The sequence below is a fragment of the Streptomyces sp. NBC_01210 genome (assembly GCF_036010325.1).
In the GTDB taxonomy this organism is placed as follows: Bacteria; Actinomycetota; Actinomycetes; order Streptomycetales; family Streptomycetaceae; genus Streptomyces.
Genome location: NZ_CP108549.1, coordinates 769,688 through 792,818, shown reverse-complemented (window position 1 = coordinate 792,818; position 23,131 = coordinate 769,688). Strand labels below are relative to the sequence as shown.

Sequence of the window (23,131 nt, the reverse complement as noted above, 5' to 3'; positions counted from 1 at the left end):
CCCGCAGCCTGCCCGCTGCGGGACGCAGGGCCGCGGCACCGTGCGGTCGGCGCACGGTGCGCACCGCACTAGGGAAGCGGCTGAGCCGGGTCGAAGTGCAGCCTGGTCCGTACCGTCTCGGGCCCCCGGACCCGCGAGGCGAAGGCGACCAGCTCACAGCTGTTCCTGGGGCGGCAGTCGACCGTACGACCGTCGATGCTCGTGAACGAGACCGACACCGCGATTTCCCGGTCCATACGGCCCTGGTCGGTGGTGCCCGGCGGCCGGCTGCCGGGGCGGCAGCCGAAGGTACTGGTGGAGCCGGTGACACACTCCAGCACGGAGACGTGGTACTGCGGCTCGTAACCTCGACCGGTCACATGCACCACCTGCCCGTGGAGCAAGTCCCGGTTGGGGTCGGCCCACAGGGTGGGCGCCGCCTCAAGAGGACCGTGCGGCCGGAAGCTCAGTGGCACCGTCGTCAGCAGCGCGCCGGCGTTGTCGGTCAGCGCCAGTGAGCACGGGTTGGTCCGAGCCACGGTGCGGCAGTCCACATCGCCGGACTCGGTGCTCAACCGGGCGTAGAGCTTCTTCGGCGAGACGTCGTACGTCCCGTCGGGCAGCACCCGGAACTGCCGTCGGGTGTCGTCGTCGCATGTGGTCACGCTCGCGGAGGGACCGCATTCCTTGACCCACACATACTGTTTCGGCGGCCCGCCGGTGATGCGGAAGTTGACGATGTCGCCGTCGAGCAGTCCCGTCGTCCGGTCCACCGTCAGCGCGGGTCCCACAGGCGCGGGCTCGGCCCATCCCGGCTGGGCGCCCATCTGCGAGAGCAACAGCGCGCCGCAGCCCAGGCCTGCGCCCAGGGCCGCCGCGCGTGCTTTCGCCGTCCGTCCTATTGCTGTCATTGCCATCATTGCTGTCGGCCTCCCAGCCTCTGCGAGAACAGTGATCACGCGCACCGCGGAGTGACACACAGCTGCCAGGGGCCCCAGGCTCCGCGCGGAGCCAGCTGAGTGACCTGCCAGAACCGGGTGTCACGGTTCCACTCATGGACCGTCACATGCAGTCGGCCGTCGGGGAGTTCGGTGACCGTGCTCGGATGGCTGAGCCCGATATTCGCCTCAGGCACCTTGCCCATCGACTGCACGGGTCCCCAGACGTCCCCCGGGCTCCGCTGGGTGCGGACCTCCATCGAGCGGCCGGCCGCCGTGGTCGACGCGAAGGCGTCGAGGCTGCCGTCCCGCGCCTTGAGGAGGACGACCCCTCCCATGTACGGGCCGGGGGCCAGACCGAAGGGCTCCGGCGCGGTCCACTCCAGGTCGTTGACGTCCTGCACGGAGTGGCAGAACTGGCCGTAGGTGGAGAACAGCAGCTCCACCCGGCCGTCGGCGTTCTCGGCCGCGGTGACGTAGTAGCTCTTCGGACCGACGGTGGCGGCGCTCACCCGCTCCCAGGAGCCGTACGTGCCCCCGGGGCGGGCCTGCTCCCGATGCCAGACGAACGGCAGACCCCCGGTCGCGGTGGTGTCATGGAACAGCTGGAACTGGTCGACCCGGCCGTCCGCCCGGGAGACCGGGACCAGGCTGCCCGCCACCGGGCTGCTCGCCAGCCCCAGGGCCGCATTGTCCGTCCTGCACAACGAGGTGGAGACGGAGGCGGCCTGGGCGCCGGATGGTGCCATGAAACCGCCCGTACACGCGAGGACCAGCGCGATCACACGGGATACCACGGGTCTTAACGGTCTTCGCTTCATGAGTAACTTCCCCCTGCTTCCTCTGCTCGGCCACATGGATCACCACGGGGCAATCCGTGAGGACTGCCCGAGCATCCTCCGTGGTCGGCAGGCCGACCGGCCAGGGCGCGATTCGGTCACCGAGCGGACCGGAACCCCCGGCGGCGGCCCAGCTCTTGGGGGGCGAGCAGCTCAGTCGGACCGGGGGACAAGCACCTCAGTCGGACCGGGGGACAAGCACCTCAGGACGTCCCGCACCGCAGTCGGTCGCCGGAGGTCGGCGCGCCTTCGACGCTGCTGCGGTCATGGACGACCTTGACGACCGCGGCCGCCTCGGATCCGACGGTGACGTCGAAGACCTGGCCGTGCCCGGTGACGGGATCCAGCCGGGCGCCGGGGAGCGCGGCGGCGAGGGTGGGCGCGTAGCGGGCCCAGTACGGGTCGTAGGTGATGACGGTCGGGCCCTGCGGCCGTGGCGCACCAGGCAGACCCGAGGTGCCCTCCACCGCGAACCCATTCGCACGAAGCGACTGGGCGACCTCGGGCTCGGTGACGTGAAGCCGAATGGTGGACGGCGGAAACTCGACCGGGACGTCCTTGGTGGGCTGGATGCGCGAGTCGTTGATGATCGACCGGTCGGCACGCAGGGCCGCCCACAGTGCGGCGGAGCGTTCCTTGTGCCACAGAAGTGTGGAGCCCCACTGCGGCACGCGGTGGTCGAAGTCCGAAATGGGCACGGTCGCGAACTCCGTCTGCTGTGCGTTCAGCCCGCTCACTACCCACCCCAGGCCGATGAGGTCACTGAGGCCGGTGTCCGCGTCGGTGTGTACGGACTTCAGCAGCGTGCGGGCCGTGCGGGCGGCGGCAGCCGGGTCGGTAAAGGCTCCTCCGTCCCTCAGGCGGGACATCATCTCGATGAGTACGCGCTGCTGGCGGCGGACCCGGCCCAGATCACCCGGCGGGGAGACATGCCGGGCGCGTACGTAGCGCAGGGTGTGTTTGCCATTCAGCTGGTGCGTGCCTGCAGCCAGTTGAAGCCCCGAATTGAGGTCTGTCAGAGGCTGGTCCGTGCACACCTTCGCTCCGCCGAGGCGGTCCACGGTGTCGGCAAAGCCTTTGAAGCCCGTTTCCAGATAGTGATCGATCCGTAGGCCGGTCGCCTGCTCCACGGTCCGTACGGCCAGATCTCCACCGCCGTGCGCAAAGGCGCCATTGATCTTCCCGGAGTGGCGGGGGTGTGCGTGTTCGGCGAATTCCACATAGGAGTCGCGGGGGATGGAGACCACGCTCATCCGCCGTCCGTTCTCGGCAAGGTGCACGAGCATCATCACGTCTGTGCAGTTGCACTCCCGGCCGTTGACGTGCAGGCGGTTCCGGTCCTTGGCGGAAATGCCGGTACGCCGGTCGATTCCTACGACAAGGATGTTGGTGCCGTTGCCCTGCTGCGTGACCCGGGAGGGCCCGCCGGGGCTGTTCGCCGCCCAGATGGAACCACCCGAAGCGAGCGTGGCGACCACAACTGCCGAGACAGCGAAACTACGCACAGAGGGCTCCTACGACAAGGATATCGGCCAATTCAATGACGAAATCATGAATTCTGCGCCAAGTCGTGTATTTCACGGCGAGTCCGTGTCGAGGTGTCGGACGACGGCCGCCCGCGGTTCGGCGGGCGGCCGTAGCCGGCCGACAGGTCAGACGGTGATGATGGCGGGGTCGCTCACGCCGGGCTGACCGTTCTCGACGTGTCCGGCGAACCGGCGAAGGAATGTGCCGTCCTTGTCGGACACCACGGTCAGGTCGTACCAGCGGCTACTCGCACGCAGGTCCACCGTGTGCACCACGCGTCCGCCCTTGCGCACGGTGAACGTCTCACGCTTTCCGCCGTACGCATGGGTGACCTTCAGCTGGCAGTCGACGCTGCCCGCATTGGTCATCGTCAGCTCGATGCAGCCTCCCGGGACATGGCGGGCCGTCACCTCGGGGCCTGCGGTTTTGCCCGGGCCCCTGAAAGTGCGCAGGAAGCCGTTCGGGCCGAACACCGAGAGGTCGTACACATCCTTCGAGTAGGCCGTGTTCCAGGTGTCGGAGATCTTCTTGCCGGCTTCGGCGGTGTAGGTCCACGGTCCGTCGGTGCGGTTCGCCGACGTGACGGAGAAGCACGCTCCCGCCGCTGCGCCGCCGCTGAAGGTGAGCGTGAAGCGCCCCGTCGCCGGCGTCGCGGCCCCGTCCACCAGCGGTGCGTACTGCAGCGGGCGGGCGGGCCTCGAACCCCGCTCCTGCTTGGGCAGGACCGGGTTGGCAGGCGGCTTCGGCACGTAGCTGGGGTGCCGCTCGCGGTCCGGAGGCTCGTATCCGTCGGTGTCCGGGAGCGAGGCGGGCCTGGTGTCCTTGAGCCCGAAGTCGAAGGCCGAGGCGAGGTCGCCGCAGACGGCGCGCCGCCACGGCGAGATGTTCGGCTCGCCAACGCCGAATCGGCGTTCCATGAACCGGATGATCGAGGTGTGGTCGAAGACCTCCGAGCACACGTAGCCGCCGGTGCTCCAGGGCGATACGACGAGCATGGGCACACGCTGGCCGAGGCCGTAGGGTCCGGCGGCGTAGGTGCTGTTCCCGCCGAACTGGTCGAGTTTGGCGTCCACGGTGGACAGGCCCTGGGCGGCGGAGGCCGGCGGGTAGGGCGGGGTGATGTGGTCGAAGTAGCCGTCGTTCTCGTCGTACGTGATGAACAGCGCGGTCCTGCTCCACACCTCCGGGTTGGACGTGAGCGCCTCCAGCACCTGCGAGATGTACCAGGCGCCGTAGTTGGCGGGCCAGTTGGGGTGCTCGCTGAAGGCCTCGGGCGCGGCGATCCAGGAGACCTGGGGGAGCTTCCCGGCCTTCACATCGGCCTTGAGGATGTCGAAGTAGCCGTCGCCGCTCTTCGCGTTGGTGCCGGTGCGCGCCTTGTCGTGGAGCGGATCGCCGGGCTTGGCATTGCGGTACTTGTTGAAGTACAGCAGGGAGTTGTCGCCGTAGTTGCCGCGGTAGGCGTCCTCGATCCAGCCCCAGGAGCCGCCCGCGTCCAGGCCGTCGCCGATGTCCTGGTAGATCTTCCACGAGATCCCGGCCTGCTCCAGCCGCTCGGGGTACGTCGTCCAGTCGTATCCGGCCTCGTCGTTGCCGAGAACGGGCCCGCCGCCCTTGCCGTCGTTTCCGGTGTGCCCGGTCCACATGTAGTAGCGGTTGGGGTCGGTGGCTCCGATGAACGAACAGTGGTAGGCGTCGCACACGGTGAACTTGTCCGCGAGCGCGTAGTGGAACGGGATGTCCTCGCGCGTCAGATACGCCATTGTCCCCGCGGATTTGGCGGGAATCCACTGGTCGTACTTGCCCTGGTTCCAGGCCTTGTGGCCGCCCTGCCAGTCGTGGTTGAGGCCCTCGATGAACTGCATGCCGAGGTCCTTGGCGTCCGGGTGGTAGGGCAGCACGTCCTTGGTGCCGTCCGACTGGTGCCAGACCGACTTGCCGCCGGGCAGCGTGACGGGACGCGGGTCACCGAATCCGCGTACGCCCTTCAGCGCGCCGAAGTAGTGGTCGAACGAACGGTTCTCCTGCATCAGCACGACGATGTGGTCGACGTCCTTGATGGTGCCGGAGCGGCGGCTGGCGGGGATGGCGGCGGCGCGGTCGATGCTGCTCGACAGGGCCGCGAAGCCGGCGGTCGCGCCGGCGATCTGGAGGAAGCGGCGCCGATTGAGTTCAGGCATGAGAGTGGGCACCTCTTGGAGTGAGGAAACAGGAGTGAGCGGAGTTTCCAAGAGGAGCGACTGGAAGGGAAGGGGCGGTGTCGTCCGTGTGAAAGCAGGAGGTACGCGCCGCGAACAGCGCAGCCGGGCCCGCGCTGAGGCCTGCTGAGGTCTGAGGCGCCGTGGCCGGGGATTGGAGCGGCGCGGGAGCGGGAAGGTCGGCGTACGCAGAGGGATCTACTCGAAGGCACTCCTCAACTACTTTGGGCTGCTGGTGACTTGCGCATACCCTCCGTCTTCACACAGACGGACCACACCCTCGGGCTGTGGTCCGCCGCGAAACCCTGTTGGGCGCGGATGTTCAGTGCGCTCACTGACGTGGCAGCCGAGAGCCGGCGTTCCGGCCCCGTGGAGACACGGCCAGCGAGAAGGAGTGCCCGGCCGGGTCGGCATAGACACGTACGTCACGCGGGCCGCCGTTGTCCTTGGTGTCCACCGGCCGGGCGCCGAGGCTGATTGCCTCGCGTTCGGCTTCGTCCATGTCGCCGAGGTCCACCAGGATGCGCAGATGCGCCTGCTGGGAGTCCTCGGGCCGCGGCCAGCTGGGTGGCGCGTAACCGTGATCCCTGCGAATCGCCAGATGTACGCCGTTATGGCCGATGACTTCCACGAAGTCGGGGTCGCGCCCGATCCGCAGCTCTGCGTGCAAAAGGCCGGCGTAGAACGCCGCCAGCTCTGTGGGCTCGGCACAGTCCAGGACGAGGACACTCGTTTTTTCGACCGTCATACGGTGCCGGGTACCCGTCGCCTTCAAGAGCACACAGCGTTGATTACCGGGGCGTTCAGCGCCGCTCGACGGGGTCCTGCTGGACCGGGACACTCCGTCCCAGTGCTTGGTCCGCGTACTGATGGGCCAGTGCGGCGATGGTTCGGGCTTCGGCGAGAACGTCGCCGCGCTCGCGAACCATCTGGTCGTAGATCGGCGAACCCGGGGTAGAGGAGTGGGAGGACACGCGTCGGGATCTCTTTCCGTGTCGGGCGGTGAACAGACGAGGCGCTCCTGCCCGCAAGGGCGCCGATCATGCCGAGTGAATGGTGTAGCAGTCCCTTGATTGCTGAAAGTAATCACACGAATGGCGGGTGTGAATGCTCCGGGCGAGAATGAACGGCCGGGTGACGCTCTTTCGAGCGGGAGCCCGCTCTGATCATCCGCCCTTGCGGCCCGACTCCCGCTGGTGCTTTCAGTCAAGGAGGGCACTGATGTTGATGCCGGATGCAGGTGTGATCGCCGGCCTTATGGCCCGTTATCGGGCGCAGGAACGACGCGTTCTTGTCGCCCCGCACGACCCCCGTGCCCGTAGCCGCTTCGAAGACACCGTGTACACCCTGTGCGTGCTGATGGGCAGGCGCACGGCGGCCGAGGCCGTCATCGCGGCGGAACGCTACATCGCGCAGGCACGGCCGGATCAGCGGCCCGGGGAGCGACACATCACGCCCCGGCGGTTCTAGGGCGGGTTTGGGAAGTCCCGCCCGCCCTGCGGGCAGCCTGCGCTACTTCCACAACACGCCTCGCCCCTCGCCGGGCTGGCCGCGTCGGCCCAGTCGGGCAATAGTCGAACTGACCGGATGTACGTCAAGGAGGCGGGAGGACCCCCCCATGGTGTCGGGAGCCGCCGGGCAGCCACAGCGGGAGGGTGTCGCCGGCAGAGGGCGCCTCAGTGTCGAAGTGAGAGCGGAGGCCGACGCCGTCGTACTCCTACTCGCCGGCGAACTCGATCACGACACTGCCGATCCGTTGCGTGAGGGACTCGCTGAAGCCGTGGAGGCCGGCGAGCGGATTGTGGTCGACTGCGCCGAACTGCGGTTCTGCGACTCCACCGGCCTGAACGTGCTGCTGCGTGCGCGGCTCGCCGCGAGCGAAGCGGGTGGCCGCCTGGAGCTCGCCGCGCTGCGCCCGCCGGTGGCACGCATGTTCGACATCACGGGTGCGCGCGCGGTGTTCCGGGTGTACGCCAGTCTCGACGAGGCGCTGGCGGACCAGCGGCCGAAGTAGCGGAGGAGTCGATGGGCGTGAGCCTCCGCGGACAGGGGCAGACCCGCCGTCTGGCGCTGTTCGGGACCAAGGGGGTGGTGAGCCGCTGCCGTGACTTCACCAGGGAGGCGCTGGAGGACTGGGGATGGATCCCCGCCGGGGCGGCGGCGGAGGTGGAGCCGGAGGTGGGCGAGGCGGAACTCGTCGAGGACGTGCTGCTCCTCGTCTCCGAGGTGGTCACCAACGCCTGTCTGCATGCCGGCGGGCCGACGGAACTGGTGTTGATCCACGACGGCGAACGGCTACGGATCGAGGTCGCCGACGCCAGCCCGGAGTCTCCGAGGCGCCGGCCGCCCCAAGACGCGTCGCAGCCCGGCGGCCACGGTCTGATCGTGCTGGAGCGGCTCGCGCGGAGCTGGGGCTGGGCCCCGCGGGGCGACGGCAAGGTCGTCTGGCTCGAGGTCGGCTCTCCCTCAGGCGCCGAGCGGGCTCGTCCTACCCGGAACCGGTAGCGGCTCTGGGCTGCGCATCGTCCAGCAGCGCGGTACGAAGCGTCGAGCATATGCGCGCCAGCAGCCGCGAGACATGCATCTGGGAGAGGCCCAGACGGGCCGCGATCTCGGACTGCGTGAGTTCCCCGCCGAAGCGCAGCGACAGTATGAGACGGTCCCTGTCCCCGAGGCCGGCGATCAGCGGCTTGAGGGATTCCACGGATTCCACGATGTCGAACGCCGGGTCTTCCTCGCCAAGAGTGCGGGTGACCGCGTTGAGCGAACCCTCGTCGTCGTCGAGCGGCCAGTCCAGGGATCGCGCCACGTACCCATTGGCCGCCTGTTCGCCCTCAACCACCTCGGCCTCGGTGATGCCGAGGTGTTCGGCCAGCTCGGGCGCGGTCGGCAGGCGTCCCAGGTGCTGCTCCATGGCGTCCCGGGCCTTGGCCAGGTCGATCCGCAGCTCCTGGAGCCTGCGCGGTACCTGGACGGCCCAGCTGGTGTCCCGGAAGGACCGCTTGATCTCGCCGACAATGGTCGGAAGAGCGAAGCTGGCGAATTCCACTCCCCGGTACACGTCGAATCGGTTGATCGCCTTGATGAGACCGATCGTCCCGACCTGGACGATGTCCTCCATGGGCTCGGCGCGGTTGCGGAACCGCTGCGCGGCGAATTTCACCAGACTCAGATTGAGTTCGACCAGCGTGTTGCGGACGTATGAGTACCCCGGAGTGCCCTCGTCGAGCGCGCCCAGACGCTTGAACAACGACGTTGACAAAGTCCGTGCGTCCACAGGGCTGACCGACAAGGGATCGGTGATCTCCGGCAGGCCGTCCAGCGCGGTACGGCGCACCTCGTGCCCCGGTGGCGGCGGCGCGACAGCCGCGGCGATCTGGGCAGTACGAATCCCGCTGGAGGCGGTATGAATCCCGCTGGACATGAGGCTCCTTCGACGGGGCGGAGGTCGGCGCTGTCGGGCACAGCGTGACCGTCGTACGAGCTTCCTGTCCTTAAAGATGCCCACTTCTGATGCTTTGATGTCGGTTTACGGGGCACCGGCATGATATGGAGTGGGCACAGAAAGAGCGGAGAGTGACCTACAGCCGCCGTTTTTCTCTGAAGGGCGGCCCGGGGGTGGTGGGCCAGTGCCGAGACCTGACGCGGCGGGTGCTCGACGAGTGGTTCAGCCTCTCCGGCCCGGCCGGGAACGTCGTAAGAGGCGACGTGCTGCTGCTCGTATCCGAGGTCGTCACCAATTCGTGCCTGCATGGTGGGACTCCGTGCGAGCTGAGGCTCGACCGGTCCCCCGGGCGTCTGTGGGTCCAGGTCAGCGACACCAGTCCGGTACGGCCGCGGCCTCATGGCCCGCATCGCGCGGCACGGTCCTCGGGGCACGGCCTCTATCTGCTCGAGCGGCTGTCCGCCGGCTGGGGATGGGTGCCGCGCGGAACGGGCAAGGCGGTCTGGTTCGTGGTGGCCGTCCCCGAATAGCCGGGCCGTCCGGGGCGAGGGGGGCCGTCCCCGAGGAGCGGGCGATGCCTGTGTGACGGGTGATGCCTGCGTACCGCCCCGGGTGTCCGGACCGATACCGCATGCCACAGTGGGAAGAGCCGTTGAGGCCGCCACGCTGCGGGTTCTCGCAGCACGGCGTCGCGAGTCACGACAGCGCGAGGTCAGCGATGGATGTGCCTGCCCACACGCCTGATCCCCATCAGGCCCGGCTGCCCGCAGAGCTGAGCGAGGAAGGGCTCAGGAAACTGTTGGCCGGGCTGACGGCCGTACGGGACGGCGACCTCTCGGCCCGGCTTCCCGACGCCGAAGGGCTGCTCGGCGAGATCGCGACCATCTACAACGGCATGGTGGACCAGCTGTCGGTGGTCACCTCCGAGGTCACCCGGGTCGCCCGGGAGGTCGGCGGACAGGGCCTGCTCGGCGGTCACGCGCAGGAACCGCGAGTGAGCGGCGTGTGGCAGGAGCTCACCACCGGCGTCAACACCATGGCGGACAACCTGACGTCCCAGGTCCGGTCCATCGCCCAGGTCGCTACGGCCGTGGCCCGCGGCGACCTCACCCAGAAGATCAGGGTGGACGCGCGCGGGGAGATCCTGGAGCTCAAGGAGACCATCAACACGATGGTGGACCGGCTGTCCTCGTTCGCCGAGGAGGTCAGCCGGGTCGCCCGCGAGGTGGGAACGGACGGAAAGCTCGGCGGTCAGGCCACCGTCCGAGGAGTGTCGGGCACCTGGAAGGATCTGACCGACAACGTCAACTCCATGGCGACCAATCTCACCAACCAGGTCCGCAACATCGCCCAGGTCACCACGGCCGTCGCCGGTGGCGATCTGACGCGCAAGATCGATGTCGACGCGCGCGGGGAGATCCTGGAACTCAAGACCACGATCAACACCATGGTCGACCAGCTGTCCTCCTTCGCCGCCGAAGTCACGCGGGTGGCCCGCGAGGTCGGCAGCGAGGGGCGGCTGGGCGGCCAGGCCGAGGTGGAGGGTGTTTCCGGCACCTGGAAGCGGCTCACCGAGAACGTCAACGAACTGGCCGGCAATCTGACCCGCCAGGTGCGTGCCATCGCCAAAGTGACCAGCGCGGTCGCGGAAGGCGATCTCACCCGGTCCATCACGGTGGAGGCTCCCGGCGAGGTCGGAGATCTCAAGGACAACATCAACGCGATGGTGGAGTCGCTGCGCGCGACGGTCCGGGCCAATGAGGAACAGGACTGGCTCAAGACCCATCTGGCCCGTATATCGAGCCTCATGCAGGGCACCCGAAGCCTCTCCGCGGTCGCCGAGCTGATCATGACAGAGGTGCCCCCGCTCGTCTCCGCCCAGTACGGTGGCTTCTTCCTGGCCGGGGACGAGGGCCGTGGAACAGAGCTGGTCATGATCGCCGCCTACGGCGCGCCCGACGACCCGGCCGCAGAACCGCGCCGTTTCCGGCTGGGACAGTCGCTGGTCGGCCAGGCCGCGCAGAGCCGCCACACCATCACCGTGGACGACTTGCCGCCCGGCTACGCGACCATCGTGTCCGGCACCGGCCGCATGGATCCCAGCAACTTGATCGTGCTGCCGATCGTCGTGGAGGAGCAGGCGCTCGGCGTCATCGAACTGGCGGCCCTGCGCCCGCTGACCGCCATCCACCGGGACTTCCTCGACCAGTTCATCGAGACGGTCGGCGTGAACGTCAGCTCGCTGATCGCCAATGTGCGTACGGACGAACTCCTGGACCAGTCGCAGCGGCTGACGGCGGAACTCAGCACCCGTTCCCGGGAGTTGCAGGCACGTCAGGAGGAGCTGCAGCGTTCCAACGCCGAACTCCAGGAGAAGGCGGCGCTGCTGGCGGACCGCAACCGGGACATCGAGCGCAAGAACCTGGAGATCGAGCAGGCCCGCCAGGAGCTGGAGGCCCGCGCCCAGCAGCTCTCCCGTACCTCGATGTACAAGTCCGAGTTCCTGGCCAATATGAGCCACGAACTGCGTACGCCGCTGAACAGCCTGCTGATCCTTGCCCAGTTGCTCGCCCAGAACATCGAGGGCAACCTGACGCAGAAACAGGTCGACTATGCCGAGGTGATCCACTCCGCGGGGTCCGACCTGCTCCAGCTGATCAACGACATCCTGGACCTGTCGAAGGTCGAAGCCGGAAAGATGGACATCCACGCCGAGCCGTTCGCGCTGCACCAGCTCCTGGAGTACGTCGAGGCGACTTTCCGCCCGGTGGCGAGCGAACGCGAGCTGGAGTTCCGTGTGATCGCCACGCCGGGGCTCCCCGACGAACTCATCACCGACGAGTCCCGGCTCCGGCAGGTGCTGCGCAATCTCGTCTCCAACGCGCTGAAGTTCACCGAGCAGGGCCGCGTCGAACTCCGCGTCCACCACGCCGCCGGCGACGAGCTGCCTCCTGCCCTGCACGACCGCGGTCCGATTGTCGCCTTCCGTGTCTCCGACACCGGAATCGGCATCCCGGCCGACCGTCTGCAGAGCGTGTTCGGAGCTTTTCAGCAGGGCGACGGGACCACATCCCGCCGCTACGGTGGCACCGGACTCGGGCTGTCCATCAGCCGGGAGGTGGCTCAGCTCCTCGGCGGTGCCATCGTCGCGGAGAGCGCTGTGGGCCGGGGCAGCTCCTTCACGCTCTACCTGCCCGTGCGGGCCCCGGCGCTCCAGCAGCAGTCGCACGACGGCACTGAGGAGTACGCGGAAGTCGTGCCTCGCGGGGGCGAACCAGCCACCGGGCACACGGTGTTGGTGGTGGACGACGACACCCGGAACATCTTCGCGCTGACTCAGGTCCTGGAACGCGAGGGGATGCTGGTGCTTCAGGCGGACAACGGCAGAGCGGGGATCGATCTGCTCATGGCGCACGACGAGGTGGATCTCGTCGTGATGGACGTGATGATGGCCGGTATGGACGGCACCGCCACCATGGCGGCGATCAGGGAAATGCCCCGCTTCGCCGATGTGCCGATCATCGCGGTCACCGCCAAGGCCATGCCGGGGGACCGTGCCAAGGCTCTGGCCGCCGGAGCCAATGACTATGTGGCCAAACCGGTGGACGCGGACGATCTGATGGCGAGAATCCGTATGTGGCTGGCGCCCGACGGCTGAACGGGGACGAGTGGCGCGCTGCCCGGCACCGACTCGTCAGCGTTCTGGGCAGACGCGGACCGCGATAAGACTTGTGTCGTCGTCCGTGTCACCCGTGGCGCCGCTCAGCAGCCGGTCGGCCTGTTCCTCGACCTCAAGGGAGCTCAGTTTCTCCGCCGCCCGCAGGAGTGTGGTCAGGCCCTCGTCCAGTCCGTCATGGCGGCGCTCGATGAGTCCGTCGGTGTACAGCAGCAGTGTGTCGCCAGGGAGTAGTTGGGTGGTTCTCTCCTGGTAGACGAAGGACGGCACGGCCCCCAGCAGGATGTCCCGTGGCGGATCGAGCAGCCGCGCTCTGCCGTCACGTATCAGCAGGAGCGGCAGATGCCCGGCGCTCGCCCAGCACAGGGTCCGGTCGGCCGGGTCGTAGAGTGCACAGACCGCGGTGGCGGTCGGGTGGCCCTGCGTGTTCACTGTGACGTCGTTCAGCCATTCCATGAGCCGTCCAGGGGTGCGCCCCGTGAAGGCCAGTCCCCGCAGCGCGTTCCGCAGGGCGACCATTCCGGTGGCGGCGTCGATACCGTGCCCCGCTATGTCGCCGACCGCCACCAGCACCTTGCCGCTGGGCAGCGGGATGACGTCGTACCAGTCACCGCCCACGCGGTACTCCTGGGCCGCGGGCCGGTAGCGGGCCGTGGCCTGCAGTCCGGGCAGTCGCTGAAGGGCGGGCATCTCGGGGACGATCGCCTGCTGAAGCTGGAGAACCAGCCGGTGCCGGAGGGTTGCCTGCGCCTGGACGGCGGTGAGCTGGTCGAACGTGGCGGTGAGGGCGACCTCCGTGTGGAATCCCGTGGAGACGTCCTGGTAGACGCCGGTGATGCCGGTGATTCCGGTGAGGGCGCCCTCCTCCATGAGGGGCTCTGCGGCGATGCGTACATGTCGCATTCCGCCGTCGTCACGGATGACGCGGACGACCGCGACCGCGCCCTTCCGCCGCTCGGTCAGCGTCATCAGGAGTTCGGTCAGATCGTCGCGATCCTCCGGGTGCACGCGGAGCCGCAGGGCTGTGAGAGGGATCGGTTCCGACTCCCGGTCGATGCCGAGAATTCCGTACGCCTGTTCACTCCACTTCGACGTGCCCCTGGTGAGATCGTCCTCGAACGGCGCGACGCCCTGCAGCTGGCCCACCGCGCGGGTGGCGGACAACCGCCGGTCGCTGCTGGTGTGCCACAGCACGACGGTGCGTTCGGCGCCGACCGGCAGGACCCGTACGTCGAGAAGAGGCGCGGGGGAGCCCGCGCCGTGCTCCGGTGGCAGCCTGGCCGCGCGCTGAAGGGAGGTGCCGGAGTGCGCGCGCCGGGAGAGCAGCGCGAGATCGGAATGGTGTCGGGGGAGCGCGACTTCGAGGGGCTGCCCCGTCTGGTGTGTCCCGCCGAGAGCTTCGGACGCCGGCCCGTTGAGGTGTTCCACCGACAGACTCGAGGTGGCCGGATCGCGGCGCAAGGTCATCGCGGGATGGGCCAGCGCGTCGACCAGGTCGTCGAGGAGCGGCGACTGGGACGGTTCGGTGTCCGTGGCATTGAGGACCCTCGCCGCCACTTCGATCACATCGGTGAGCGCTCGCCGGACGCTTTCGTCAAGATCCGCGCGGCCCGGCCAGACGGCGAGAGCCAGCCCCACGGTCGAGCCTCTCAGCCGCAGTGGGAGGAGGGCGCGGGCAGCTTCGGGGCCGGGGCCCGGGAGCGCCACATCCGGCGGAGGCCCGGAGGCCAGCCAGACCGGGGAACCTTCGGTGACCACCTGCTGGAACGGCGCCGGGGCCGCCGGCGGGATCCACTGCCACCGTGTTGCTTCCCCGGCGCTCACCCCGGCGTGTCCGGCGAGGCGGAGACAGTCGGATTCTGTGAGCCGCCACAGCCAGAGGCTCTCCACCCCGAGCGGGCTCATGCCGCCCTGCAGCAGGGTGGCCGCGGCCTCGCTGACGGTGTCATTCGCCTCTGCGGCGGTGGCGACACGGCGTATCCGGCGGGCCTCGGCAACGGCGCCCTCGTCACCGACGGGCGAAGTGGGTGAGGTGACGGCGATGGTTCCCGCCGCGCTGTTCACGATGTCCGCGGCGAGATCTTCGGCGCTCAGGCCGGTTGCCTCGGCGAGCAGTACGAGGTGTTCGGCGGCCTCGGCGGGCGACGCCTCCAGCTGGGTCACCAGGATCCCGGTGGCCAGGTCGGTCAGGTGCCGTCGCGTGAGTCGCTCGCGGAGAGTGGCGTTCTCGGCGGTCAGGCTGGCGACCGCTGCGGACAGCTCTTCGTGCCCGCCGCCTGAAGCCGGAGGCTCCTGCGCAGGCATGGTCACGACTACTCCCATTCCGAGCAGACAACGCGAAGTGTGTGATCGCGCCCGATCTGGATTCTACGCGGGCATTCCTTGCACGGCAGATGTCCGGGCCCGGCCTTCCTGCTGCTTCCCGCTGCGCCGAAGGTCGCGCCGGTCGGTACCCGGATTGCGGTGGTATGCGGCGCGGCACAGGGTAGTGGGGAAAACGTCCGGACAGTTGCGGGCAACAGTCTCAGACAGGAGTTGTCATGCCTCGCGGTTCAAGTCCCAAGCGGGAACGGCAGTACGAACACATCAAGGAGAGCGCTGAGGAGCGCGGCGAGAGCAAGAAGCGCGCGGAGGAGATCGCTGCCAGGACGGTCAACAAGGAACGTGCCCGCTCGGGCGAGTCCAGGACGGCGAGCAAGAGTTCCACGCAGGACATGTCTTCGTCCCGGCGTGGCGGCAAGCGCTCCCACAGTGGATCCGAAGGGCCGACCTACGACCAGCTGTACGCCGAGGCGCAGCGCCGCAATATCCATGGCAGGTCCTCGATGAACAAGGCGGAACTGAAGCGCTCACTCGGGAGCTGAAGGGCCTCGGGGCTGCGGCGCACGCCCCGACCTCACCGACCGCGGTGGGGCAGGTCCGAGAGCGCGGAGCTCAGTGCGGCCCGGACCGGCTTGGCGGGCGGCGGACCTTCGATGCTGTCCACGATGTGCTGCGCGATCTCGCGGAGCTTGATGTTCGTGTGCTGGGAGACGTTCACCAGCACTTGCCAAGCCTGGTCCGGCGTGCATGAGGCGGTCGCCATGATGACCCCGCGCGCCATGTCGATCACCGGGTGCGTGCTGAGCGCGTGGCGCAGCCCGGCCACTTCCTCCCGCAGCGCCTGCGCTTCGAGCTCCGCGCTGACGACGCGGTACTGCGTCTCGTCCGAGGCCGCCCACGCCGCGGCGGAAGTTCTCCCGAGGGCCGATCCGGTGTTGTCCATCCGCGTCATGCTCCTGCTCCCCTTCCGGCTCTACGGGCCGGTTGGCACGCCCTGCGCCTCCCTCACGTTGTTGCCCCGAGTGCCGGGCAGGACACGTGCCCGCAGGGTTCCTGGCCGAAGCTGAAACTCCTCCGTGCGGCGTTTTGAGCGCCGTGATCGCGGTACTGGATCTGGACGTTCCCTGCGTACGAGGGAACGGAGGCGCCGGTCCGGTTGGGCTCATCAGCTGCCGGCGCCGACCTGTGCCGTGGTGGCCGATTGTCCCCGCGCGTTGCGGTTTGCGGTATTCCGGGTGCAGTCTGATAGTGACCCAGAAGCGACAAAGGCTCACTCTTCGTACTCGGGGTTCCGCATGCGAATGGGTGAAGCCGTCGCGGTGAGGAGCCACGGTCATGAACGTTCCGGTCGCCTGCCGCTACAGCATCGAAGTGTCGGCATCACCCGAGCGGATCCCGCAGATCCGGCGCATTCTCGCAGCGCACCTTCGGTACTGGAGCCTCGAGCCCCATATCGTGCCCGTCTGTCGTGCCGTCGACGAGCTCGTCGGCAACGTCGTGGAGCACGTGCCGGGCGACAAGACGTGTGTCGTGGAGCTGCGTTGGACCGGGAGGCACGTGATCGCGTCCGTGGCCGACAAGGACCGCCGGATGCCCCGGATCCACAGTTCCTCCCCGTCGAAGGGCGGACTGGCCACGGTTGCCGTCCTCAGCGACAGCTGGGGGACATGCGGCACCGCCACGGGCAAGGTCATCTGGTTCAGCAGGCGTGCGAAGGCGGCGCAACGCGTGGCTGCGAAGCCGTCTGCACCGATGCCGCTGTTGCGCGAGTTCAGGCCGCTGTCTTCGAGCTCGCCGGTTGCGAGGGGCGGTGTCCCGGCCGGCAGCGAACCTGCTGTGGCCGCGCGCGTCTGAAGCGCAGGTCTGAAGGACCGATGCCGCGATGCATGAGGCTCGTCGACGCATGGCTGGTCCCGGCGCGGGTACTCGGCCGCGACCAGCACTTCGAACCGGAAGGTGAGTCACATGGGTCTCGGTGGGTGCATCATCCTCATTGCCGCAGGGGCGATTCTCACGTTCGCCACCGACTGGAAGGTGCAGGGCGCCAACCTCGACGTGGTCGGCCTGATTCTGATGGTCGTCGGGATCATCGGCGTCGTCACGTTCACCAGCATCGCCAAACGTCGTCGCGTCGTCGTGCCGCCGGCAACCCCGGTGGTCGATGAGGAGCGAGGTCGCCGCTACGAGTGACGGTGCCGGTTTGGCGCGGTGCCCCGGGGGCACCCGCCGGGCCGGTTGCCGCACCGCACCCCTCCAGCACCACATCCTCGCCCTCTCCCGCACCACACCCTCTCCCGCACCGGAGTTGATTGTGAGTCGTTCCCGTGTCGTTGTCGTCGGAGCCGGTTTCGCCGGGTTCCAGGCCGCTCGCGCGCTGTCCCGGACCGTCCGGGACCGGGCCGAGATCGTCCTGCTCAACCCCACCGACTACTTCCTCTATCTGCCGCTGCTGCCACAGGTCGCAGCGGGGATCCTGGAACCCCGCCGGGTGACAGTCTCGGTCCCCAATGCCCTGCCGCGGGTACGTCTGGTGCTCGGGGAGGCCACCGGTATCGACCTGGCGGACCGGCGGGTTCACTACACCGATCCCGAAGGCGGTTCCGGAGCGCTTGCGTACGACCGCCTCGTACTCGCCGTGGGCAGCGTCAACAAGCTGCTTCCCGTGCCCGGGATCGTCGACCACGCGCACGGCTTCCGCGGTCTGCCGGAGGCGCTGTACCTGCGCGACCACATCACCCGACAGATCGAGATGGCCGCCGGTGCCGCGACCGCCGGGGAGAGCACCTCCCGCCGCACCTTCGTGGTCGTCGGCGCCGGCTACACCGGCACCGAAGTCGCCGCCCAGGGAAAACTGTTCACGGACGCACTGACACGTAAGCAGCGCACCGGGAAACACCACGGCCGGGCGCGCTGGCTGCTGCTGGACGTCGCGGACCGGGTGCTGCCCGGGCTGGACCGCAGGCTGTCCTCGACGGCCGACCGGGTACTGCGCCGTCGCGGCGTCGACGTGCGCACCGGGACCTCCGTCAAGGAGGCCACCCAGGCAGGAGTCCTGCTGGACGACGGGGAGTTCATCGACACGAGGACGCTGGTCTGGTGCGTGGGCGTGCGTCCCGACCCGCTGGTTTCCGAGGTCGGACTGCCTCTCGAGCACGGCCGTCTCGTCGTCGACTCCCGGCTGAACGTACCCGGTTGTCCCGAGGTCTTCGCCTGCGGCGACGCGGCGGCAGTACCCGATCCGACCCGGCCGGGGGAGTACACGCCGATGACGGCCCAGCACGCCTCCCGGCAGGGAAAGCTGGCCGGACTCAATATCGCCGCCACTCTCGGCCACGGCGAGCAGCGCAGCTATGAACACCACGATCTGGGCTTCGCCGTGGACCTCGGCGGGATCCAGGCCGCCGCGAATCCGCTGGGCGTCCCGCTGTCGGGACCGCTCGCGGGCGCCGTCACCCGCGGCTACCACCTGGCCGCCATGCCGGGAAACCGGGTACGCGTCACCGCCGACTGGCTGCTGGACGCAGTGCTGCCGCGCCAGAGCGTCCAGCTGGGCCTCGTCCGCTCCCCGCAGGTTCCTCTGGACAGCGCCTCGCCGGAAGTCCCCCGGCTCGAGGGAGCCCCTCACAAGGAGCAGTGAGATGTCATACAAGGTGCGGGCAGGCCGGCGCACCGTTGAGATCCACCGGCCCGACAAGGTCATGTTTCCCGACGACGGACTCACCAAGGCAGACCTCGTCGACTACTACCGCCGCATCGCGCCGTTCATGCTGCCGCATCTGCGCGGCAGGCCGTTGATGCTGGAACGGCATCCGGACGGCATCGGCGGCCCCGGCTTCATGCAGAAACAGACCCCGGACAACTGTCCGGACTGGGTGCGCAGGGTCGAGGTGGCCAAGGCGAACGGCACTGTGACCCACACGGTGTGCGACAACACCGCGACCCTGATTCATCTGGTCGACCAGGCGTGCATCACCTTCCACCGTTGGCTGTCGCGCGCGAACCGGCCGGAGCAGCCCGACCGGCTGGTCTTCGACCTCGATCCGGCGGAGGACGACTTCGAACCCGTACGCCGGGCGGCGGAGCAGCTCGGTGAGCTGCTCGACCAACTCCAGCTGCCGTCCGTCCTGCTGACCACCGGCTCCAAGGGCCTGCACGTCATCGTGCAGCTGGCACGCGGGGCGGGCTTCGACGAGGCGCGTGAATTCGCCAGGGAGGTCGCGCAGACGCTCGCCGATCGCGACCCGGACCGGCTGACCACCGAGGTACGCAAACAGGCGAGAGGCGGTCGCCTCTATCTGGACGTCCAGCGCAACGGATATGGGCAGACGGCCGTGGCGCCGTTCTCCGTGCGGCCGAAGCCGGGCGCGCCGGTGGCCACCCCCGTCAGCTGGGATCAGCTGAAGGACCCCGAACTCACCGCTCGCCGTTGGACGGTGACCGATGCGCTCGACCAGGCGCGTACCAAGCCATGGGCCGGCGTGATCGGTGGCGGTCGAGCGATCGGCCCCGCCCGCCGACGTCTCGCCGCCCTGCGCTGACGGTGCCGAGGCGATTCACCGAGGCGATTCACCGTGCATAACGGGGGCACCGCCGAAAATGATGAACGGCGGCCCCAGGGCCGCCGTTCATCATTCGCTTCTCGCCTACCACTGGTCTGCATCCACCTGGCGGGTTCCCATTACCCGTCCGCCTACACGTCGGTTTTGGGCGGTCCGCGATTGGCGCTGATTTATCTGCCCGTGTTTCGTCGCCAACGCTCTGGGCAGACGCGTTTCGTGCTTCGGACCGGAGGCACGTCCGTGGGAGTGGCACGGCGCGCCCTGGTGCGGCTGCGTGTGTATCCGTAATTCCCGCGGTGGCAATCATCCGTTCCGTACCGCTGAGGGAGTGGCAGCGCATCATGCGCACACACGCGAGCAGGAAGCATTCGCACGACGACGCCCCCGACACCGCAGCCGACTTCGACCGACTGGCGCACCTGCCCGAGGGGGCCCAACGCGAGGCCGTACGCCAGCAGCTGGTCAATGCCTGGCTGCCCATGGCGGAGCGGATCGCCGGCCGGTTCAGGAACCGCGGGGAGTCCCTCGAAGACCTGTGCCAGGTGGCGGCTCTGGGTCTGGTCAAGGCCGTCGACCGGTACGACCCCGAGCGCGGTACCGCGTTCGCCGGCTTCGCCGTCCCCACCATCACCGGTGAGGTCAAACGACACTTCCGTGACCACATGTGGACCCTCCATGTGCCACGTCGGGTCCAGGACCAGCGCAATCGGGTCCGTACGGCCCAGCGCGAGCTCCTCCAGACCGTCTCGGGCCGGGCGCCGACCCTTGCGGAGATCGCCACGCAGGCCGGGCTGACGCCGGAGGAGGCGAGGGCCGGGCTGGAGGCCGCCGACTCCTTCGGCGCCCTGTCCCTGGACGCCGAACTCCCGGGCGGCGAGGGCGGATACACACTGTGCGACGGCCTGGGCGGCCCGGATCCCGCGCTCGATGTCGTCATCGACCGGGAGGCAGTCAAGCCCCGGCTGCGGCGCTTACCGGCGCGGGAACGGAAAATCCTCTACATGCGGTTCTTCCGCGACATGACACAGCGCAGCATTGCCGAGGACCTCGGCATCTCCCAGATGCATGTGTCACGCCTGATCAGCAACTCCTGCGAGCGACTTCGCCGCGAGATCATGCAGGACGCCGCATAAGGAGTGCGATATAAGAGGAAAGCGCCACACGGACATGAGGGAGGCGCCCGGTGATGGAGCAAGGCAGAAGCGGTCGTGAGCGCGGTCGGGACGAGACACCGGAGGAACGGGCGGACCGGCTGTGGGTTGAACTGCTGCAGGAATTGCGAGTTGCCCAGACAGGTGTGCAAGTCCTGTTTGGATTCCTGCTCACGGTGGCGTTCCAGGCCCGTTTCGCCGGCCTGTCCGACACCGACCGCGATATCTATACGGTCACCATTCTGCTGGGGGCGGCGACGACCGGAGCTCTCATCGGTCCCGTGTCCATCCATCGGCTCCTCACCGGCCGGCGGCTCAAACCGGAGACCGTCCAATGGGCCTCCCGCCTCACGCTTGTCGGACTGTTTCTGCTGCTGTGCACGATGGCGTCGTCGCTGCTGCTGATCCTGCGACTGGTCGTGGACGACGCGCTCGCCCTGTTGCTGGTGGCCGCAATGGTCGTCTGGTTCGTCATCTGCTGGGTCGCCCTGCCGCTCTGGGCCCACGCCACGAACCCGCCCGGGAAGTGACGGCGACGCATCAGTCCGCCGGCGCCTCCGTAGAAATAGCGCTCCTTGCCGTAACCGAACGGATGCCGGACATCCGGCGACCGCCTTCGCCACCGCGATCACCAGATTCGCGGCGAGCGCGACCAGGACAGTGACGCGGGTTTTTACGTCGGAATTGTTGCTGTTCATTTCGGTCACCGTGTGCCTGTGGTCCTGAACGCCCCTAGGAGTGACGCGAGTCAGTCGTGGGGGAGGTGGGGTGGGTGCCGACCTCTGTGAGCGTGGCGGTACTCTGCGCCCACCGCCAGATGGGTGGCGTGGCAACCGTGGAGGAATTTGTGACAACAATAAACAGATCGTGGCGGCGCGCAGGCGCCTTCGCAGCGGTCGCGACGGCCGGTGTGTTCGGCGTCGGCCTGGCGGCCGGAACCGCTCAGGCGCACACCCCGGAGTGGAAGGTGACCTGCACCGACGTCAGCGTCCACCTCACCGCCTACAGCTCCAAGGACGACAACACCGTGACCGTCACGGTGGACGGCAAGGACCTGCTGCCCACCGAGACGTTCAGGGGGAGCTTCGACAAGAAGCTCGAGCTCCCCAAGCATGACAAGGAGCTCTCCGTTCGCCTCGTGGTGAAGGCGGGCGACAACGACAAGTTCTCGCGCGACCTGACCGAGACGGCGCCGGTGTGCGAGAACAACACCCCCAGTCCGACCCCGTCGGAGACCCCGAGTTCCACTCCCTCGCCGAGTGAGACTCCGAGTGAGACGCCGAGCGACACGCCGAGCACGGCCACCAGCTCTGCTGAGGTGCCCCCGGCTTCGACCAAGCCCAGCTCCCCCTCGGGCGACCTGGCCGAGACGGGCTCCTCCAGCTCCACACCGCTGATCGGCGGCGCGGCCGCTCTGGTCATCGTCGCGGGCGGCGGCATCATGTGGGCCGCGCGGAAGCGCCGTAGCGCGCAGCACTGACGCCGGCACGGAAGACGCGAGGCGGGTGGGCCGTCGGGGACGGCCCACCCGCCTTGTTGCGTTCTGCGGCTTTGTCTCGTAATCAGGCCGCGGCAGGCGTGTAGTGAGCCGCCTCGTCTCCTTCGACGACCCGGCTGAGCCCGCCGTCGACACCGACCGGGACATCGCCCGCGACCGTCACCCGGTGCAGCAGTCGAGGCAGGTCGCCGTAGTCGTCGGGCGCGTAGTGCTGGGTGCTGCGGTTGTCGAAGAGGACCAGATCCCCCGGGGCCCAGGTCCAGCGGACGACATTCTCCGGGCGGGTCACGTACGACTGCAGGATCCGCAGGATGTCGCGTGACTCGGACGGCGAAAGGCCCACCAGACTCTGTGCGAAGCCGCCGATGAACAGACCGCGCTCGCCCGACTCCGGGTGGACGCGGACCACCGGGTGCTCGGTGCGATACCTCGTGGAGACGAACTGCCTGCGGTGCTCGGCCGCCTTCTCCGACTTCGGCTCGGCGTAGTCGTACGCGTTGGTGTGGACGGCCCACAGCCGGTCCGCCAGCTCGCGGAGCGCGTCCGGCAGATCCTGGTAGGCGGTGACGGAGTTCGCGATGAGGGTGTTGCCACCGTACGGCGGGACCACCAGGCTGCGCAGCGTGGACGCCTTCGGCGGCGTGCGCAGGAACGTGACGTCCGTGTGCCACTGGTTCGCGCGGATGCCCTCGTCACCGTCCACCGGGAGGATGTGCGGCTGGCCCTCCACGGAAGGCACTGTGGGGTGCGCGGTCGTGAGCTCGCCGAAGAGCGAGGCGAAGCGTATCTGCGCGGTGTCGTCGAGCTGTTGGCCGCGGAAGAAGAGCGCCTTGTGCTCCACGAGCGCCGCGCTGATCTCGGTGACGATGGCGGGGTCGAGGTCGGTGGAGATGTCGACGCCGAGGATCTCGGCGCCGATGCGGCCGCCGATCCGGCGAATGTCGAAACCGGTGCTGGTCATGCGGGTGCTGCCTTTCTCTGGGCGGTGAGTGAACGGGG

23 protein-coding genes and 1 pseudogene are annotated in these 23,131 nt (G+C 68.5%); 13 read left to right on the top strand and 11 right to left on the bottom strand.

What is annotated here, in order from left to right; all coding sequences use genetic code 11:
• Positions 1-68: 68 nt before the first annotated feature.
• The 6 genes from OG735_RS03540 to OG735_RS03515 form a co-directional block, all read right to left on the bottom strand.
• On the bottom strand, positions 69-890 hold the full coding sequence (locus OG735_RS03540) for a neocarzinostatin apoprotein domain-containing protein (RefSeq protein WP_327321650.1): 822 nt from the start codon (positions 888-890) through the stop codon (positions 69-71).
• Between the two features lie 44 nt (positions 891-934).
• Positions 935-1,666, bottom strand: a complete 732-nt coding sequence (locus OG735_RS03535) for a hypothetical protein (RefSeq protein ID WP_327321649.1) — start codon at positions 1,664-1,666, stop codon at positions 935-937.
• Positions 1,667-1,959: 293 nt separating this feature from the next.
• Entirely contained in the window at positions 1,960-3,261 is a 1,302-nt protein-coding gene (locus OG735_RS03530; protein ID WP_327321648.1) for an LCP family protein, read from the bottom strand.
• Positions 3,262-3,408: 147 nt separating this feature from the next.
• The gene (locus OG735_RS03525; protein WP_327321647.1) at positions 3,409-5,463 is read right to left on the bottom strand and encodes a phosphocholine-specific phospholipase C; all 2,055 of its coding nucleotides are present in this window, start codon (positions 5,461-5,463) and stop codon (positions 3,409-3,411) included.
• 349 nt (positions 5,464-5,812) lie between these two features.
• The gene (locus OG735_RS03520; RefSeq protein WP_327321646.1) at positions 5,813-6,229 is read right to left on the bottom strand and encodes a VOC family protein; all 417 of its coding nucleotides are present in this window, start codon (positions 6,227-6,229) and stop codon (positions 5,813-5,815) included.
• Between the two features lie 55 nt (positions 6,230-6,284).
• Positions 6,285-6,455, bottom strand: coding sequence for a hypothetical protein (locus OG735_RS03515; protein WP_327321645.1), 171 nt, complete (start codon positions 6,453-6,455; stop codon positions 6,285-6,287).
• 247 nt (positions 6,456-6,702) lie between these two features.
• Between OG735_RS03515 and OG735_RS03510 the strand changes: the two genes are divergently transcribed.
• The 3 genes from OG735_RS03510 (at position 6,703) to OG735_RS03500 (ending at position 7,986) form a co-directional block, all read left to right on the top strand.
• Positions 6,703-6,951 (top strand): DUF5133 domain-containing protein, encoded by a 249-nt coding sequence (locus OG735_RS03510; RefSeq protein WP_327321644.1) that lies wholly within the window; start codon positions 6,703-6,705, stop codon positions 6,949-6,951.
• 148 nt (positions 6,952-7,099) lie between these two features.
• A complete protein-coding gene (locus tag OG735_RS03505) occupies positions 7,100-7,495 on the top strand; it encodes an STAS domain-containing protein (protein WP_327321643.1) in 396 nt (131 codons plus the stop codon).
• Between the two features lie 11 nt (positions 7,496-7,506).
• Entirely contained in the window at positions 7,507-7,986 is a 480-nt protein-coding gene (locus OG735_RS03500; protein ID WP_327321642.1) for an ATP-binding protein, read from the top strand.
• On the opposite strand, the gene OG735_RS03495 is transcribed toward OG735_RS03500, so the two are convergent.
• A complete protein-coding gene (locus OG735_RS03495) occupies positions 7,970-8,905 on the bottom strand; it encodes a SigB/SigF/SigG family RNA polymerase sigma factor (RefSeq protein ID WP_327321641.1) in 936 nt (311 codons plus the stop codon). The two genes, OG735_RS03500 and OG735_RS03495, sit on opposite strands and share 17 nt — an antisense overlap.
• A 152-nt stretch (positions 8,906-9,057) precedes the next feature.
• On the opposite strand from OG735_RS03495, the gene OG735_RS03490 reads away from it, so the two are divergent.
• A complete protein-coding gene (locus tag OG735_RS03490) occupies positions 9,058-9,456 on the top strand; it encodes an ATP-binding protein (protein WP_327321640.1) in 399 nt (132 codons plus the stop codon).
• 188 nt (positions 9,457-9,644) lie between these two features.
• Positions 9,645-12,584, top strand: a complete 2,940-nt coding sequence (locus tag OG735_RS03485) for a hybrid sensor histidine kinase/response regulator (RefSeq protein WP_327321639.1) — start codon at positions 9,645-9,647, stop codon at positions 12,582-12,584.
• Positions 12,585-12,620: 36 nt separating this feature from the next.
• On the opposite strand, the gene OG735_RS03480 is transcribed toward OG735_RS03485, so the two are convergent.
• A complete protein-coding gene (locus tag OG735_RS03480; RefSeq protein WP_327328194.1) occupies positions 12,621-14,906 on the bottom strand; it encodes a SpoIIE family protein phosphatase in 2,286 nt (761 codons plus the stop codon).
• 236 nt (positions 14,907-15,142) lie between these two features.
• Between OG735_RS03480 and OG735_RS03475 the strand changes: the two genes are divergently transcribed.
• Positions 15,143-15,466 carry a plasmid stabilization protein gene (locus OG735_RS03475; RefSeq protein ID WP_327321638.1) on the top strand — a complete coding sequence of 108 codons (324 nt, stop codon included), beginning with the start codon at positions 15,143-15,145 and terminating at the stop codon, positions 15,464-15,466.
• Between the two features lie 32 nt (positions 15,467-15,498).
• Here the strand turns inward: OG735_RS03475 and OG735_RS03470 are convergent, their stop codons facing one another.
• Positions 15,499-15,876, bottom strand: a complete 378-nt coding sequence (locus OG735_RS03470) for an ANTAR domain-containing protein (RefSeq protein WP_327321637.1) — start codon at positions 15,874-15,876, stop codon at positions 15,499-15,501.
• Positions 15,877-16,259: 383 nt separating this feature from the next.
• On the opposite strand from OG735_RS03470, the gene OG735_RS03465 reads away from it, so the two are divergent.
• The 6 genes from OG735_RS03465 to OG735_RS03440 all read left to right on the top strand — a co-directional run bounded on the left by OG735_RS03465 (position 16,260) and on the right by OG735_RS03440 (position 21,164).
• Positions 16,260-16,778, top strand: a complete 519-nt coding sequence (locus OG735_RS03465) for an ATP-binding protein (RefSeq protein ID WP_327321636.1) — start codon at positions 16,260-16,262, stop codon at positions 16,776-16,778.
• A 111-nt stretch (positions 16,779-16,889) separates the two neighbouring features.
• The gene (locus tag OG735_RS03460) at positions 16,890-17,114 is read left to right on the top strand and encodes a DUF6458 family protein (RefSeq protein WP_327321635.1); all 225 of its coding nucleotides are present in this window, start codon (positions 16,890-16,892) and stop codon (positions 17,112-17,114) included.
• Between the two features lie 121 nt (positions 17,115-17,235).
• Complete coding sequence (locus tag OG735_RS03455; RefSeq protein ID WP_327321634.1) at positions 17,236-18,561, top strand: NAD(P)/FAD-dependent oxidoreductase; 1,326 nt, start codon at positions 17,236-17,238, stop codon at positions 18,559-18,561.
• Between the two features lies 1 nt (position 18,562).
• Positions 18,563-19,462, top strand: coding sequence for a non-homologous end-joining DNA ligase (gene ligD, locus OG735_RS03450; RefSeq protein WP_327321633.1), 900 nt, complete (start codon positions 18,563-18,565; stop codon positions 19,460-19,462).
• A gap of 362 nt (positions 19,463-19,824) precedes the next feature.
• Positions 19,825-20,616, top strand: coding sequence for a SigB/SigF/SigG family RNA polymerase sigma factor (locus OG735_RS03445; RefSeq protein ID WP_327328193.1), 792 nt, complete (start codon positions 19,825-19,827; stop codon positions 20,614-20,616).
• 53 nt (positions 20,617-20,669) lie between these two features.
• A complete protein-coding gene (locus tag OG735_RS03440) occupies positions 20,670-21,164 on the top strand; it encodes a DUF6328 family protein (RefSeq protein ID WP_327321632.1) in 495 nt (164 codons plus the stop codon).
• Positions 21,165-21,193: 29 nt separating this feature from the next.
• Here OG735_RS03440 and OG735_RS41815 read toward each other — a convergent pair.
• Positions 21,194-21,386: pseudogene (locus OG735_RS41815) on the bottom strand (hypothetical protein); the annotation flags it as partial.
• A 95-nt stretch (positions 21,387-21,481) separates the two neighbouring features.
• On the opposite strand from OG735_RS41815, the gene OG735_RS03435 reads away from it, so the two are divergent.
• Entirely contained in the window at positions 21,482-22,114 is a 633-nt protein-coding gene (locus OG735_RS03435) for an LAETG motif-containing sortase-dependent surface protein (protein ID WP_327328192.1), read from the top strand.
• An 82-nt stretch (positions 22,115-22,196) separates the two neighbouring features.
• On the opposite strand, the gene OG735_RS03430 is transcribed toward OG735_RS03435, so the two are convergent.
• Entirely contained in the window at positions 22,197-23,093 is an 897-nt protein-coding gene (locus OG735_RS03430) for a TauD/TfdA dioxygenase family protein (RefSeq protein ID WP_327321631.1), read from the bottom strand.
• Between the last annotated feature and the right edge of the window lie 38 nt (positions 23,094-23,131).

Bases quoted from the DNA above. Each gene is read 5' to 3' on its own strand.
- OG735_RS03520 (WP_327321646.1), bottom strand. From the start codon at position 6,229: ATGACGGTCGAAAAAACGAGTGTCCTCGTCCTGGACTGTGCCGAGCCC.
- OG735_RS03445 (WP_327328193.1), top strand. From the start codon at position 19,825: ATGCGCACACACGCGAGCAGGAAGCATTCGCACGACGACGCCCCCGAC.
- OG735_RS03540 (WP_327321650.1), bottom strand. From the start codon at position 890: ATGACAGCAATAGGACGGACGGCGAAAGCACGCGCGGCGGCCCTGGGC.
- OG735_RS03440 (WP_327321632.1), top strand. From the start codon at position 20,670: ATGGAGCAAGGCAGAAGCGGTCGTGAGCGCGGTCGGGACGAGACACCG.
- OG735_RS03495 (WP_327321641.1), bottom strand. From the start codon at position 8,905: ATGTCCAGCGGGATTCATACCGCCTCCAGCGGGATTCGTACTGCCCAG.
- OG735_RS03505 (WP_327321643.1), top strand. From the start codon at position 7,100: ATGGTGTCGGGAGCCGCCGGGCAGCCACAGCGGGAGGGTGTCGCCGGC.
- ligD (WP_327321633.1), top strand. From the start codon at position 18,563: ATGTCATACAAGGTGCGGGCAGGCCGGCGCACCGTTGAGATCCACCGG.
- OG735_RS03465 (WP_327321636.1), top strand. From the start codon at position 16,260: ATGAACGTTCCGGTCGCCTGCCGCTACAGCATCGAAGTGTCGGCATCA.
- OG735_RS03430 (WP_327321631.1), bottom strand. From the start codon at position 23,093: ATGACCAGCACCGGTTTCGACATTCGCCGGATCGGCGGCCGCATCGGC.
- OG735_RS03460 (WP_327321635.1), top strand. From the start codon at position 16,890: ATGGGTCTCGGTGGGTGCATCATCCTCATTGCCGCAGGGGCGATTCTC.
- OG735_RS03470 (WP_327321637.1), bottom strand. From the start codon at position 15,876: ATGACGCGGATGGACAACACCGGATCGGCCCTCGGGAGAACTTCCGCC.
- OG735_RS03535 (WP_327321649.1), bottom strand. From the start codon at position 1,666: ATGGCACCATCCGGCGCCCAGGCCGCCTCCGTCTCCACCTCGTTGTGC.
- OG735_RS03510 (WP_327321644.1), top strand. From the start codon at position 6,703: ATGTTGATGCCGGATGCAGGTGTGATCGCCGGCCTTATGGCCCGTTAT.
- OG735_RS03525 (WP_327321647.1), bottom strand. From the start codon at position 5,463: ATGCCTGAACTCAATCGGCGCCGCTTCCTCCAGATCGCCGGCGCGACC.
- OG735_RS03485 (WP_327321639.1), top strand. From the start codon at position 9,645: ATGGATGTGCCTGCCCACACGCCTGATCCCCATCAGGCCCGGCTGCCC.
- OG735_RS03475 (WP_327321638.1), top strand. From the start codon at position 15,143: ATGCCTCGCGGTTCAAGTCCCAAGCGGGAACGGCAGTACGAACACATC.
- OG735_RS03500 (WP_327321642.1), top strand. From the start codon at position 7,507: ATGGGCGTGAGCCTCCGCGGACAGGGGCAGACCCGCCGTCTGGCGCTG.
- OG735_RS03480 (WP_327328194.1), bottom strand. From the start codon at position 14,906: ATGCCTGCGCAGGAGCCTCCGGCTTCAGGCGGCGGGCACGAAGAGCTG.